Here is a 14301-nt window from a genome sequence, read left to right as displayed (position 1 = left end):
GGATGATAAGATAGTTTATTTGAAAGAAAAAAATAAAATTGAAGGAGATTGGGAGTATGATATTCGATTCTTTTTTAAAAAAGATTATATTTTTTTTGAAATTTCATCACATGGTGAAGAAATAACATTTGATTTGAAATATATCTTTAACTGGCTACGAAGTAAAACTCAAATTGTTATACAAGATGAGGATGGAGAAGAATCAAAGTGGTAATACTAAAACTTTATAGATTTTATTTTTAAAATTAATGCATAAGTGTGAGGGATTGTATATAAAATATTTTCATCTTAAAAGAGTAATTGTGTGCGAAATTTTGAAACTATAAAAAAATCCTTAACTTTTTTAGACTTAATGGAAGATTATAGTAAATATGAAGTATTAAGTTTTTTTAGTTATTATCAAAATTTGGAAATTTATATCAATAGTTTTTTAGATTTAATGAGTGAAAAACTATTTAATGTTTCTGATAAAAAAGAAATATTAAATATATTTAATGAGCTTAATGAAAGTAATTGGAAGGAGATAGATAGTTATAATTATAAAGAAGATAAATATTATATTTTTTTAAGGTTAAAAGTCTTTCTTTTAACAGTAGATTATGAAACTGATCTAAAAGAAGATCATGAGTGGCTTAATTTTTTTAAGAAAAAATTTATCGAATATTTGGATGAAAATTAATTAATTTAAAAGCTTAGTAGTTTAACTAGGCTTTTATTTTTTAGAAGCACTGTATAGTCTTGACGTTAGCTCAAAGCAATCACAACAAGTTTTTTGAAACTTAACAGATACCTCAACTATCAATAAAACTGACAGAATCTAACTTTTTGTATCAAATAAAAGAAGTTATCTTAATTGTACTTGGGCACAAACTCTTAAAGTGCTCGTCTTTGGTTAAATTTTTAGGTATTTAAAATGAATAAAATGCATGTAACTTTGGCTGTAGTAGTCTGTTTAATTGTTGGTGGTGTAGTGGGTGCTCTAGGTTATTCGAAAACTGCTGCACGTTATGATGCGATGACCACAGCATGTGTAATGGTCAATCAAGCAGTTGAACACGGAATTTTAAAGCCTGAACAAGTAAAAGAGTTAGGTGAGCTTACAGGTCAAACCCTGAAGAAAGATTATGCTTCTGTAGCATCAAAATTTAAGTTTTCTGAAAAGCAGTTAGGTAATGCTTCTGAAGGATCTAATTGTAGCCAGTTTATTGTTGGTGTAAACGCAGCGAAGTAATCACGTTTAAAGCTATAAAAAATAAATTCGCTTCATTTATTCTTAATTTAAAATGCATCGACCACATTTAACGGTGGTTGATGCAATCTATTTACCCTATTTTATATTGGTATGTTTTAGAAGAATGAAAAATATTAACAGCACTTAATCTTAAAACAGCTATCATTTAGGTTGATATTTCATAATCAAAAAATGATATAGAGACTTTAAAATGAAAAAGCTTGCAATGACTTTAGCTGTTTTGGTTCCACTCTCAAGCTATAGCTTCGCCAATGACTCTACGGGGTATGTGGGTACAGGTGGCATTCAGTATTTAAAAAACTCACAAGTTGCGATGCAAAGTGAAGATTTATTTATTAGTAAAAAGATGATTAAAGTCGATTATCTATATAAAAACCTAAGCAATAAAGATGTCACTGAAACTATTTTATTTCCGCTACCACGTGTAGATAACTTTTTTGAAGCAGATTTTGCAGACACAGACGCACTTTTAAAGAGCTTTAAAATTGTAGTGGATGGCCAAAATATAAAACCTGAAATGCATGTCAGAACGGTTATTCAAAAAGATGAAAAATCACCTTTAATGGATGTAACCGATGAGTTTAAGCAATGTGGCTTTACTGAAAAAGACATGCTGAATCCATGGATTCGTAGTAACTATGATTATTTGAATTATCAAGATAAGCTAAACAAATGTAATAAACCACAAATGCAGAAAATTTTAGCTCAATTTGAAAAAGATGATGTAATCCCATGGTCATCTCAAGTCATTTATAGCTGGAAGCAAACCTTCAAAGCCAATAGTTTGACTAAAATTCATCATGAATATAAGCCTTTGGTCGGCGGTTCTGTTGCGCTATACCCAGACGAAGATAGCAAGCAATTTTGCATGGATAAACAATTTAAACAGGGTCTTAAAAAAGCACAGGCAGAAAATTCGCCGTTTAGTGCATTAGGTTATATTTTGACGACAGGTGCAAACTGGGCAAAGCCTATTGAAAACTTTAAGTTAACGATTGAACGTGATAAAGGTGAACTGGTTTCATTTTGTTGGGATGGCAAAGTTAACAAAATTAGTCCGACTCAATTTCAAATGACCAAAACCAAGTTTGTACCAAAACAAGACTTAGACGTTATTTTTGTTCATCTGCCATAAGCTCATACAAACTTTAAACTGTATAAAATTGCATCACTTTTGATTGTGTGTCATAACCTAACTATGGCGCACAATAACAAGAGGATGCCGTATGTTGCTCAAGGGAAAAGTAGCAGTAATTTTTGGAGGGAGCGGTGCAATTGGCACTGCGATTGCGCAGGTTTTCCTTCGTGAAGGAGCACATGTTTATTTATGCGCAAGGGATTTAAATAAACTGCAAAACATTGCGACACAACTGCAAAAATACGAAGGCGCGGTACATACCGTCAGTGTCGATGTGCTAGATAGCCAAGCAACCAGTGAGGCAGTTGCTCAAATTGCTCAAGCGACGAGTGGTTTAGATATCGTCATCAATGCGACCAGTTTTATTCATAATCAAGGCAAAGAAATTTTAGAATTAAATCTTGATGAGTTCGTCGGGGGAATAAATCCATTTCTAACGGCGCAGTTTAATATCTCTAAAGCTGTGGTTCCTTATATGGGCGGTAAGCGCGGCGGAACCATCATTTCAATTGTGGCACCTTCAGCTCGGATGGCAATACCGGGACATTTAGGGCATATTGTGGGCTGTGCCGGAATCGAAGCTTTTATTAAATCACTTGCTAGTGAGTTAGGCCCTAAAAATATACGGGTACTCGGTGTTCGCTCACATGCAATTGTTGATGCTATTCAAGCGGGTTCATACACGCGTGAATTATTTGAGTCAAAAGCACAGGCAATGGGACTCAGCATAGGGACAATGGCTAGAGGGTGCGGCTCAGGGCACTATGTTAAAACGGTTACCGACACTTTCACAAGTTGCAGAAACCGTTGCTTTCCTTACCTCGGAACATGCGAACTCAATGACGGCAATGGTTGTAAACATGACGGCTGGCGCAATAGTTGATTAGAATTTTTATCTTTCCATATTTATTTCAAAAACTTAAATTAATATTTACTGTTCTGATTTAAAGAAGCTCAAATAAAAACGAATAAATGGGTAGCCTAACTCAGCTAAAAGCTTACATACTATAAAAGTAAAGGAATTTTTAAGACAGGATGAAACGTGAATTTAAAGAATCTTGAAGCATTTTATTGGGTTGTGACTTTAAATAGCTTCAATAAGGCGGCAACTAAATTACAAACGACGCAGCCTGCAGTCTCTCAAAAAATCACATCTCTTGAAAATGAATTAGGTTTTAAGGTTTTAGACCGAAGCTTGCGGCAGTTTAAACTGACCCATAAAGGCATGACCTTATTTAAATATGCTGAAAAATTTATGCGACTAGAGACCGATCTGGTGGCTGAACTGACTGAAAATCAACACCTGACGGGAACCATCCGTTTAGGCGTTTCTGAGACCATTGTGTATACATGGTTGGTTGAATATATTGAAAAAGTTCAACAAGAGTTCCCAAAAATTTCAGTCGAAATTGTGGTTGACCTGACACCTAACTTACAAGAAGGCGTTCGTACCGGTGACTTGGACATGGCGTTTTTACTTGGGCCAACGTTGGCTTTTGAGTGTATTGAACAGTCGCTATGTAACTTTGAACTGAGTTTCTTGGCAGCACCTTCATTTAAAGGTGGAATTGGGCAAATGTCTTTTAAAGCTTTAATGTCGCATACCATTTTAACCTATCCAAAAATTACCTATCCCTATAAAGAATTAAAGGCCAAAATGAAAGAAAAGGGCATTGATGAGCCGCTTTCAATTACCAGTTATTCTTTAGCGACGTTATTGCGTCTTGCCGAGCAAGGCTTAGGTATTGCAGTCGTACCGACTTTAACTGCTTTAAAAGAAATTACCGACGGACGACTAGAAATATTAAATACACCTATTCGCTTAAAAACTTTTCATTTCACGTCTATTTATATTCACGGGAATGATATTGCCTTGAAAGAAAAATTAACCGAGGTCGCTGTTAAAGTCTCGGCGAGTGCCATGAAAAGGCTGAATGAGCAAATTAAAAAATAAGCAGGGCTAGTGATATTTTCATCTTATTTTTCTTATCTAAATTGTCGCTGCTTGTATGCAAAGTCATAAAAGCAGCTTATGTGCTTCGATAAGTAAAATTTATCCTGACTTTTAATAAAATTAAAAAATAATAAAAATTAAATACTTATAAATTTTAATTTATGTAAAAAGTCTTATTGTCCGTAGGGATTAGCTATGTTTTTATTTGAGATACAAGATTTGATCACCGATTAAGTTGATTGGGGAATAGGGAATCTTTGTCATTTTAAAGGATTAAAGAATATCGTTTGGGACGAAAAATGGTGTTCTTGGTTCAACTTGAAATAGCGTTGTTAAGCTCAAATGGATGAGGAACGCATTAATATGTCTTTACTGAAATCTTCTTTTTTATCAGATCGCCAATGGGCCATTGTAGCCTCAATCTTTATGATGGCGACCTCTGCAATGGGGCCAGGATTTTTAACCCAAACTGCTGTATTTACAGTCAAGTTAGGGGCGGCATTTGGCTTTGCCATTTTAGTTTCCATTCTCATTGATTATGTAGTTCAACAAAATATTTGGCGTGTAGTAACACTCACTCAAATGCGTGCATCAGACATTGCCAATAAAGCATTACCAGGTAGTGGCTATTTACTGGCATTTCTGGTGATTTTGGGCGGTTTTTTCTTTAGTGTCGGTAATATTGCAGGTGCAGCTTTAGGTTTAAATGCACTTTTTGGCCTAGACACAAAGTGGGGCGGTATTTTAAGTGGTGCATTAGCGATTTTGATTTTTGCATCAAGAAAAGCAACGCTTGCCATGGATAAAAGCATGATCGTGTTGGGATTGCTTAAAATCCTGCTGATTATTATTGTTGCTGTCATTGTAATGCCTCCAGTTGGTCAAGCTGTACATCAAACTTTTGCTCCAGATCATATCGACTTTGCCATTATTACCACCATTGTTGGTGGTACGGTTGGTGGTTATATCTGCTATGCAGGCGCACATCGTTTACTCGATAAAGGTGCGGTTGGCCCTGAAAATATTGATGAAGTTGCAAAAGCTGCGACCAAGGGCATTGTTGTCGTTGGTATCATGCGTTATGTGTTGTTCTTGGCATTCTTAGGTGTGGTGGTGAGCGGTGCCCATATTGATTTAGCCAGCCATGACGCCAATCCGGCAGCCCAAGCATTTCAATATGCAGCAGGTACATTCGGTTTTAAATTATTTGGTTTAATTTTCTGGGCCGCGGGTATTAGTAGCACGATTGGTGCAGCATATACCTCAGTTTCATTCTTTACTGCATTTAAAAAGAACTTAACACCAAAACAGACCAACTATACGACCATTACCTTTATTGCATTGGCTTTATTGCTGTATGTGTTATTGGGTGCAACTCCGGCAGGTCTACTCATTTTTGTGGGTGGTTTTAACGGTTTAGTGTTGCCAATTGGCCTTACAATTTTTGTATACGTAGCTGCGTGCCGTAAAGATTTAATGGGTAATTATAACTATCCAAAATGGTTACTTATTTTGGGTGGATTAACATGTCTTTTAACGTGGTGGATGGGTTATATGTCGTTTACGACAGTGTTTAACTATTTGACCAAGCTTTAAGCCAGACTTTGTTAAGTGATAAAGGAATAATGCCATGTTTGTAGATTTAAATAGTGATTTGGGTGAAAGCTTTGGCTCATGGAAAATGGGTAATGATGATCAGATTTTACCTGTCGTGACCAGTGCCAATATTGCTTGTGGCTTCCATGCTGGCGACCCGCTCGGTATTTTAAAAACAGTTCGTAAAGCAGTTGAGCTTGGTGTGACCGTTGGCGCTCATGTGTCTTACCCAGACCTTGTAGGTTTTGGTCGCCGTAATATGGATTTGTCACGTGACGAACTGATTGCCGATGTGCTTTACCAAATTTCTGCACTCGATGGCTTGGCAAAAGTGGCAGGCTCAAAAGTGCAATACGTTAAACCACATGGCGCACTTTATAACACTATTGCACATGACCAAGCACAGGCAGCGGCAGTAATTGATGCGATTAAAATGTATAACCCTGAACTGGTTTTGGTGGCTTTGGCTGGGTCAAACTTAGTCGAGCAGGTACGTGCGGCTGGTTTAAAAGTTGTATCTGAGGCATTTGCAGACCGTGCTTATAACAGCGATGGTTCACTAGTATCTCGCCGTCTAGAAGGTGCGGTTTTACACGACTCGGCATTTGTAGCAAGCCGTGTGGTGTCTATGCTTAAAAATGGTGGGGTCGAGTCAATTGATGGCGTATTTACTCCAATTCAAGCCGACACCATTTGCTTACATGGCGACACTGACGGTGCGCTTGAGATGTCGGCAGCCATTAAAGCCGAACTTGTAAAAAACAATATTGAAATTCGCCCATTTGTAAACAAAGCATAAGGATGAGCACCATGTATAAGGATATTAAAGTCGACCCAGCTCAGCTTGAAGCCGCTTTAGATGCGCGTTTAAAAATCCGTGCAGGTTTTGATAAACCAACAGCAGGCATGGCTGCGGGCATGACGCAGGTCAACATGATTTCGGTGCCAAAAGAGTGGGCATACGACTTTTTGCTCTATGCACACCGTAACCCGCAAAGCTGTCCAGTGCTCGATGTACTCGAAGAAGGCATCTATGCAACTAAGCTTGCAGCAGATTCAGACATCCGAACCGACTTCCCACGCTATCGTATTTGGAAAGATGGGGAAATGGTCGATGAAGTGACCGATGCAAGTGAGATTTATAACGCGCATCCTGATTTGGTGACTTTCTTGATTGGTTGTAGTTTTTCGTTTGAAACGGCATTGCAAGAAGCGGGCATCGAAATGCGTCATATTCATGATGACACCAATGTGCCGATGTATCTGAGCAATATCAAGTGCGAACCAGCAGGGCGAATCTCAGGAAATATGGTGGTTTCCATGCGACCAATTCCATCTCATCAAATTAGTGAAGCAGTAAAAATTACTGCACGTATGCCAAGTGTGCACGGCGCGCCTGTACATATTGGGCACCCTGAAAGCTTAGGAATTTTGGATGTAAATAAGCCCGACTTTGGCGATGCTTCCCGTATTGAAGCAGGTGAAATCCCAGTGTTTTGGGCATGTGGGGTAACACCGCAAGCTGCGGTGATGAACTCGAAAATTCCTTTTGCCATTAGTCATGCACCGGGTCATATGTTTATTACCGACATTCCTGACCGTGCTTGGATTGGCTAATTGAGCTAAAGAAGAATTAAAAGGATAAGCAAATGCGTTTTTTATCGGTAAACGCCGATTGTTTTCTGATTGAGCTTGCGAGCTTAGAGGAAACTTTGGCGTTGTACAATAAATTGCAAAATACGCAATTGAATGGAATTAAAGACTTAGTTCCTGCTGCAAAAACAATTTTGGTTTTCTTTAACGAGATCGAAACCAACTTTAAAACGCTGGTTACTTCAATTCAGAGCCTTAAAGTTGATTCTGGATTTGAGCGTAGCAGCCAAGAAGTGATTGTACCGATTCGTTACGATGGCGAAGACCTTGCGCAGGTTGCTGAGTTGCAAGGTTTATCTGTTGCCGATGTGATTAGAAAACATCACCAAAGCGTGTGGAATGTGGCTTTTATTGGTTTTGCACCGGGCTTTGCTTATATGAGCAGTCCCGATAAGCCTTTTACCGACATTCCGCGTTTAACGGTTCCTCGTAAAAAAATACCGTCAGGCTCTTTGGGTTTAGCTGGAAAATACTCTGGTATTTACCCAAAAGACAGTCCGGGTGGTTGGCAGCTTATTGGGACCACATCGGAAAAAATGTGGGATTTAGAGCGTAAAAATCCTGCATTGTTGTTACCGGGCATGACTGTACATTTTGAAGATGTTACGCATAACCCAACCACTGTAAATGTACCGCAGCAAATCACACGTAAGGTTGAGCCGAAACAATCTCTGCCACTATTTAAGATCACTGCGCCAAGTTTACAGATGCTTATTCAAGACGAAGGGCGTTTAAACCAGACCAATATTGGTGTTGGAGTGGCAGGTGCAATGGATTTGTCTGCCATGCATAGTGCTAACCGTATTGTGGGTAACCCAACCGATACACCTGTTATTGAAGTTTTAAATGGTGGCTTAAAAGCCAAAATGCAGCATGCGGGCATTATTGCAGTGGCTGGAGCGATCTCGAATATTCGTGTGAAATTTGCCGACGGACAAACCGCAGACTTTGCAAGCTATCAGCCGATTGATTTGGATGAAGGTGATGAATTTCAAATTCAGCCACCAACAGCAGGCTTAAGAAACTATCTGGCAGTTCGTGGTGGTATCGACGTTGAACCAGTACTCAATAGTGCTTCGTTTGACAGCTTGGCAGTGTTAGGGCCAGAGCCTTTAAAGCTTGGAGATACCATTTATCAAGGGAATGTGAAGACAGCCAACATTAGCGTAAATGAAGTGGGCAAAAGTGATTTGCCAAAAGCTGGTGAAGTGGTTGAGCTAGATATTGTGATGGGGCCGCGCACTGACTGGTTTGAACAAGACAGTATTGAACTGCTCTGTCAGCAAGAATGGCTGGTAACCAATGAAAGCAACCGCGTCGGGCTAAGACTTTCAGGTGAGCAGCCTTTAACTCGCAAAATCACTCATGAACTGGAAAGTGAAGGTACATGCATTGGTGCTTTGCAGATTCCACCGAGTGGTCAGCCTGTTTTGTTTATGAATGATCACCCTTTAACGGGCGGATATCCGGTTATTGCCTCTGTTGCTAAACACCATTGGGACTTGGTAGCACAGATTCCAGCAGGTTGCTGCATCAAATTTAAAAAAATTGCCGAATTTACAGATTTTGAGAATGAATGATGAATACAGAAAAATTATTGATTGCTAACCGTGGTGAAATTGCCGTTCGTATTATTCATGCTTGCCGTGATATGGGGATTTCATCGGTCGCGTTATATGCAGATGATGATATTGGCAGCATGCATGTCGAACTTGCAGATGAAGCATGGGGCTTGGCTGGTGCAACTGCCAGTGAAACCTACCTAAATATTCCAGCCATTATTGAAGTTGCAAAAAAATCGAAAGCGACGATGGTTCATCCAGGTTATGGCTTTTTATCTGAACGTGCTGAGTTTGCCCAAGCCGTGCTTGATGCAGGTTTAAAATGGGTCGGGCCATCACCAAGTGCCATTGAAAAATTAGGCGATAAAATCGAAGCACGTAAAATTGCTGCTTCAGTCGGTGCGCCGTTGGTTCAGGGTACGCAAGATCCACTCAATAACGCAGAGGAAGCTTTAGAGTTTGCTAAGCAGTTTGGTCTACCGATTGCCATTAAGGCGGCGTTTGGTGGCGGTGGCCGTGGCTTAAAAGTTGCGTGGAAACTCGAAGAAGTGAAAGAGCTTTATGAGTCGGCAGTCAGAGAAGCAAAAGCTGCCTTTGGTCGTGGTGAATGTTTTGTCGAGCAATATCTTGATAAACCGCGCCATGTAGAGGCACAAGTCATAGCCGACCAACATGGCAATATTGTGGTACTGGGCACACGTGATTGCTCGTTGCAACGCCGTAACCAAAAGTTAGTCGAAGAAGCACCAGCGCCATTTATTAGCGATGAGATTTACCAGCAAATTTTAAGCTCCGCAAAAAACATTTGTCAGGCTGCAAACTATGTAGGTGCGGGAACAGTTGAATACTTACTGAGTCGCGATGGCAAGCTTTCATTTTTAGAAGTAAACACGCGTTTGCAAGTCGAGCACCCAGTGACCGAAGAAACTTCAAAAGTCGATTTGGTGGTTGAGCAAATTCGTGTGGCACAAGGTGAAGTGCTTTCTATTAAAGAAACACCAAAAGCCCAAGGCCACGCGATTGAGTTTCGTATTAATGCCGAAGACCCAGCGCGTGGTTTTATTCCGGCCTTTGGTGTGTTGAGTTTATTTGAAGCGCCGTTTGGTAACGGTGTACGAGTCGACACAGGTATTCGCACTGGCTCATTAGTGTCTAGTCACTTCGACTCACTCATGGCAAAACTGATTGTGACTGGTCCAACTCGTGAAATTGCAATTGCCCGAGCTAAACGTGCTTTGAAGCAATTTAAAATTGAGGGCGTGGCTTCTGTTTTAGATTTCCATCGCGCGGTACTTAATGAGCCTGACTTTACAGATGAGTTTAATGTACATACGCGTTGGATCGAAAATGACTTTAAACAAGAGTTAAAGCCGACTAAACGTGGTATTCCAAACCATCAACAACCGATGTTACTGAGCTACATTGAAATTGATGGTAAGTTACACCGTTTAGGTTTACCTGCGGGTATGTTTGCACAAGGTCCAGCAACGGTAGTTCAAGCCCAAACCGCCGAGCCAGAAGTGAGCGCCGAGCATTTACTTGCCCCAATTAATGGTGTGATTAGCGCTTGGAAAGTCGAAAATGGTGAGCAAGTCACCGAAGGCCAAGTGGTTGCCATTATGGAAGCCATGAAAATGGAAGTGCAGGTACTGGCGCATCGCAGTGGGGTTATTCAGATTGGCGCAGAGAAGGGCGCAACCTGCCATGCAGAAACTGTGATTGGTAGCATTAATTAAGTTTTGAATAAATGATTTGGCCTGATTTTGTTTTTAATTTGATCGGGTCAAATCAAATGCTTATTTATTAACTCAGTCAGCTATTTTCACAGTACTCGTTAACCATTTTCAACTTGAAAGCCAGAAAGGGTTATGAGATATTTCGCCCTGTTTGGTGATATCAAAATTAATCACTGTATTGAAAGCTCGCCTATGCGAGCTTTAATTTTTAGCCCAGTTTAAGCATTTCTCACTTAATGAGCTGGCTGCATAAAAAAATTGAGAATTTATCATCCATTTTAAAGGCTAATTGAAGAACGCGAATGAAAATTCTACCTTCATCTGAATATGATCAAATTCTAAAATACAGTGTCTATTGGCTCGTCATCTCGATTGTGATTGGAGTCGTGGCAGGGTTAGCCTCGACTTTAATTTTTGTGGCTTTTGATATTTCAAACAAAGTCCGAAGTCTGCATCACTGGCTCATCTACTTTTTGCCTTTCGTGGGTTTTGGTATTGGTTACCTCATTAAAAAATATGGTTCACCGATTGAACGGGGAACACATTTACTCCTAGATGAAATTCACCAGCCGAAGTCGTTTATTCCAAAACGAATGAGCCCCATCATTTTTATCACTTCAATTTTAACGCAACTGTTTGGTGGTTCGGCAGGGCGTGAGGCACCAGCGGTTCAGCTTTCAGGTGCCTTAATTGACCACTTAAGCCATATATTAAAAATCTCGGAAGATAACCGAAAAATTTGCTTAATCGCCAGTATTGGTGCAGGCTTTGCAGGGGTGTTTGGCTTGCCTTTAGCAGGTGCAATTTATGGTTTAGAAATTACCGCTTTAGGTAATTTAAGATACTCAGCCATTTTTCCATGTTTTGTGTCGGCGCTTATTGCTTCGACTATCCCTGAGCTATTCGATATTGTTCACCCGCACATCTACTATGTGATTAGCGAGTTTCCAGCCATTCATTTTGGTACGCTCATGAGCTTAATTGCGGCAGGGTTAGTCTTTGGTTTAGCTGCGCGTTTCTTTATTGCTGCTATTCATTTCGCGAGTGATGTCTTTTATAAATACATTCGCTATTTGCCATTAAGAACAATGGTCGGTGGTATTGTGATTATGTTACTTACTTTGTTCACTGCGCATCAGCAATATAACGGTTTAGGTACAGATAAAATCATTGCGTCTTTTTATGTACCGATTGAGTTTTATGACTTTTTTAACAAGACTGTTTTTACCGCCATTACTTTAGGTTCTGGTTTTAAAGGTGGCGAAATTACGCCGTTGTTCTATGTTGGTGCGACATTAGGTAATGCTTTAGGGGCGGTTTTAAACCTACCACTTTCATTGCTTGCAGGCTTAGGGTTAGTCAGTTTGTTTTCTGGGGCGAGTAAGGCACCGTTAACGTCTATTATTTTAGCGATTGAACTATTTGGAATGAATGTTGCCACTTACGCCATTATTACGTGTTTGCTGGCAGCGCTATTTTCAGGGGATTGTGGGTTGTATCGCCGTAAAAAGTTGATGGATTAGAAAGGGTTTTAAATAGGCTTGATTATAATCTGGCCTATTTTTTATATTTAAATATGAGAGTTTTATTTTAAAATTACGGTTAGTTTATTTTTTATATTAATAAATTTTTGCTATTATTCATTTTGAAAAAATTAGAATGGTACAAAAATGACAAGTCCTACTTTTTTAAGAGATCTTTCTTACGAACAATTACAAGATCTTTCAGAAAATGATATTCAAAAGATTTTAAATGCAGAAAATTTATATTGGCAAAATAAGCCATTTACTAAATATTATATTGCAGTAAATGGTGCTAAAACAAAAAATGGTGGGCTTATTCGAGCTTCTGGACACCATTCAAAATTAAAAGGAATTTCACTAGCATTGGTGGGTGATGAAGCAATTTATGCAGATGGTACAACAGCAAAAATTATTACAGGTGCTGGTGAAGCTTTAACTATAGAAGGACAATCAGTAGCTTTAATTGGTTCACGTTTAGATAATAATGATGAAATTATAGAGAGTCCAAATAAGTCAGTTTATATATGTATATATAATGATGGCCCAAAACCTCTAGATTTTTTAAATAATAAATAAATGGATAAGTAAGATGTCGAAAGGTTTTGCAATCCATAATGCTATTACTGATCATGGTGGAGTTGTTCCCTCAACTCAAATGTTAAGTTCCCAAAAGGGTAACTTATTTGTTCGTGCTGGGGATGGCCATGTTTGTCCTAAGTGTAGGTGTTGGTCTACAGTTATTAAAAGTCATGATCATGTGATTTTTGATGGAAAACCAGTTGCCTATGTAGGTGATAAACTATCGTGTGGGGCTACACTTTTACCTCAACAAAGCCATGTTGTTGGTGATAGTGGTAGTCCATATTCCTCTTCATCCAAGGAAACTGCACAGAATAATTTTGTTGATGAAATAAAACATGAATATGGGCAAAGATTTCTATTACAGGATGAATTAACTGGAGAGCCTGTAGCTACGGTATGTTATGAAATACATAAAAAAAATGGCAGTGTAGTTCACGGCACAACAGATAAAAATGGTTACACTGATTTAATAACAAGTAATGAGATGGAAGAAATCGAGTTAAGAATTATCTCTAAGGAGCATTCACATGGGTAATATTATTGCAACTTTCAGTGACAAATTAAAAAAACTAGATGGGGATATGAAGGCCAAAGCTTCAGTTATTAAACTTAATACTAAAAGACAACTAACCCCAGGTGAAATAGCAATGTCACGGTTAGTCTTTAAAGATGCAATTGATTACTCGAAAGTATGGATTCACATTGGTGGAATGATACATACTAAAACTGGTAATGCGATGACTCCAGCAGGGGAAATGTATTTACCAAAAGATGATTATATTAACAATAAAGATTTTAGTGAGTCTCGTCCGAACTTGAAACATTGGTTCCTACATGAAATGGTACATGTATGGCAATATCAAATGGGAGTATCGAATGGTTGGCTGGGTATTAAACAATTATGTAAAGGAGGGTATACCTCTATGGTTGAATCAGTTGATTCTAAAAAGGAGTTGAAAGCATATGATACGGATTTAATGGGACGAGATTCGAATAAAAAATTTAATGAGTTTAATTTTGAGCAACAAGGACGAATTATTGAGTTTTATTTTGATGCTACCTTTTTGAAAAATGAAGAACCAGAAAGAAGACATCTTCAAATAAGTCTTAAATTGCAAAGTAAAGTACTAAAAATACTTGAAAATTTTTTAATTAACCCTAAAGATAAATCTCTATTGCCGACTAGTTAATTATGAAAAAAAGCTATATTTTACTATTGTCATTATTCTGTAGTGTTCATATTTTTGCTTCACCAGAGAAACCACTTTATGCAATCGTTAAAGATAAGAGTATTTGTATTTATAC

At 38.6% G+C, this 14301-nt stretch carries 14 protein-coding genes and 1 pseudogene; all 15 read left to right on the top strand.

Annotation, left to right across the window (positions count from 1 at the left end; all coding sequences use genetic code 11):
- Positions 1-214, top strand: a 214-nt coding sequence (locus ACH8JV_RS18655) for a hypothetical protein (RefSeq protein ID WP_396523073.1), incomplete at its 5' end; no start/stop codon positions are given.
- 90 nt (positions 215-304) lie between these two features.
- Positions 305-679, top strand: coding sequence for a hypothetical protein (locus ACH8JV_RS18650; protein ID WP_396523071.1), 375 nt, complete (start codon positions 305-307; stop codon positions 677-679).
- Between the two features lie 234 nt (positions 680-913).
- Positions 914-1231, top strand: coding sequence for a hypothetical protein (locus ACH8JV_RS18645; RefSeq protein ID WP_396523069.1), 318 nt, complete (start codon positions 914-916; stop codon positions 1229-1231).
- Between the two features lie 211 nt (positions 1232-1442).
- Positions 1443-2387 carry a DUF4424 family protein gene (locus ACH8JV_RS18640; protein ID WP_396523067.1) on the top strand — a complete coding sequence of 315 codons (945 nt, stop codon included), beginning with the start codon at positions 1443-1445 and terminating at the stop codon, positions 2385-2387.
- 91 nt (positions 2388-2478) lie between these two features.
- Positions 2479-3277, top strand: a pseudogene (locus ACH8JV_RS18635) (SDR family NAD(P)-dependent oxidoreductase).
- Positions 3278-3432: 155 nt separating this feature from the next.
- Positions 3433-4344, top strand: a complete 912-nt coding sequence (gene mumR, locus ACH8JV_RS18630; protein ID WP_396523065.1) for a LysR family transcriptional regulator MumR — start codon at positions 3433-3435, stop codon at positions 4342-4344.
- A 342-nt stretch (positions 4345-4686) separates the two neighbouring features.
- Complete coding sequence (locus ACH8JV_RS18625) at positions 4687-5940, top strand: NRAMP family divalent metal transporter (RefSeq protein WP_396523063.1); 1254 nt, start codon at positions 4687-4689, stop codon at positions 5938-5940.
- Positions 5941-5974: 34 nt separating this feature from the next.
- Complete coding sequence (locus ACH8JV_RS18620) at positions 5975-6739, top strand: LamB/YcsF family protein (protein ID WP_396523061.1); 765 nt, start codon at positions 5975-5977, stop codon at positions 6737-6739.
- A gap of 2 nt (positions 6740-6741) precedes the next feature.
- On the top strand, positions 6742-7557 hold the full coding sequence (locus ACH8JV_RS18615) for a putative hydro-lyase (RefSeq protein WP_396523059.1): 816 nt from the start codon (positions 6742-6744) through the stop codon (positions 7555-7557).
- Between the two features lie 32 nt (positions 7558-7589).
- Positions 7590-9173 carry a 5-oxoprolinase/urea amidolyase family protein gene (locus ACH8JV_RS18610; RefSeq protein ID WP_396523057.1) on the top strand — a complete coding sequence of 528 codons (1584 nt, stop codon included), beginning with the start codon at positions 7590-7592 and terminating at the stop codon, positions 9171-9173.
- Positions 9173-10891, top strand: a complete 1719-nt coding sequence (locus ACH8JV_RS18605) for an acetyl/propionyl/methylcrotonyl-CoA carboxylase subunit alpha (protein ID WP_396523075.1) — start codon at positions 9173-9175, stop codon at positions 10889-10891. The genes ACH8JV_RS18610 and ACH8JV_RS18605 overlap by 1 nt, the downstream gene beginning before the upstream one ends.
- Before the next feature lie 302 nt (positions 10892-11193).
- The gene (locus tag ACH8JV_RS18600) at positions 11194-12414 is read left to right on the top strand and encodes a chloride channel protein (protein WP_396523055.1); all 1221 of its coding nucleotides are present in this window, start codon (positions 11194-11196) and stop codon (positions 12412-12414) included.
- Between the two features lie 147 nt (positions 12415-12561).
- Entirely contained in the window at positions 12562-12990 is a 429-nt protein-coding gene (locus tag ACH8JV_RS18595; RefSeq protein ID WP_396523053.1) for a PAAR domain-containing protein, read from the top strand.
- 13 nt (positions 12991-13003) lie between these two features.
- Positions 13004-13531, top strand: a complete 528-nt coding sequence (locus ACH8JV_RS18590) for a PAAR domain-containing protein (RefSeq protein WP_396523051.1) — start codon at positions 13004-13006, stop codon at positions 13529-13531.
- Positions 13524-14186 carry a zinc protease gene (locus ACH8JV_RS18585; protein WP_396523049.1) on the top strand — a complete coding sequence of 221 codons (663 nt, stop codon included), beginning with the start codon at positions 13524-13526 and terminating at the stop codon, positions 14184-14186. Before ACH8JV_RS18590 ends, ACH8JV_RS18585 begins: the two co-directional genes overlap by 8 nt.
- Positions 14187-14301 lie beyond the last annotated feature (115 nt).

The sequence above is a fragment of the Acinetobacter sp. ABJ_C5_2 genome (assembly GCF_044538485.1).
GTDB classification, from domain to species: Bacteria; Pseudomonadota; Gammaproteobacteria; order Pseudomonadales; family Moraxellaceae; genus Acinetobacter; species Acinetobacter nosocomialis_A.
This window is presented reverse-complemented; position numbering and strand designations above follow the sequence as displayed.

Excerpts from the sequence above, each read along its gene's own strand:
- ACH8JV_RS18645 (WP_396523069.1), top strand. The coding sequence starts at position 914 with ATGAATAAAATGCATGTAACTTTGGCTGTAGTAGTCTGTTTAATTGTT.
- ACH8JV_RS18590 (WP_396523051.1), top strand. The coding sequence starts at position 13,004 with ATGTCGAAAGGTTTTGCAATCCATAATGCTATTACTGATCATGGTGGA.
- ACH8JV_RS18620 (WP_396523061.1), top strand. The coding sequence starts at position 5,975 with ATGTTTGTAGATTTAAATAGTGATTTGGGTGAAAGCTTTGGCTCATGG.
- ACH8JV_RS18625 (WP_396523063.1), top strand. The coding sequence starts at position 4,687 with ATGGATGAGGAACGCATTAATATGTCTTTACTGAAATCTTCTTTTTTA.
- ACH8JV_RS18600 (WP_396523055.1), top strand. The coding sequence starts at position 11,194 with ATGAAAATTCTACCTTCATCTGAATATGATCAAATTCTAAAATACAGT.
- ACH8JV_RS18605 (WP_396523075.1), top strand. The coding sequence starts at position 9,173 with ATGAATACAGAAAAATTATTGATTGCTAACCGTGGTGAAATTGCCGTT.
- ACH8JV_RS18615 (WP_396523059.1), top strand. The coding sequence starts at position 6,742 with ATGAGCACCATGTATAAGGATATTAAAGTCGACCCAGCTCAGCTTGAA.
- ACH8JV_RS18610 (WP_396523057.1), top strand. The coding sequence starts at position 7,590 with ATGCGTTTTTTATCGGTAAACGCCGATTGTTTTCTGATTGAGCTTGCG.
- ACH8JV_RS18595 (WP_396523053.1), top strand. The coding sequence starts at position 12,562 with ATGACAAGTCCTACTTTTTTAAGAGATCTTTCTTACGAACAATTACAA.
- ACH8JV_RS18640 (WP_396523067.1), top strand. The coding sequence starts at position 1,443 with ATGAAAAAGCTTGCAATGACTTTAGCTGTTTTGGTTCCACTCTCAAGC.
- ACH8JV_RS18585 (WP_396523049.1), top strand. The coding sequence starts at position 13,524 with ATGGGTAATATTATTGCAACTTTCAGTGACAAATTAAAAAAACTAGAT.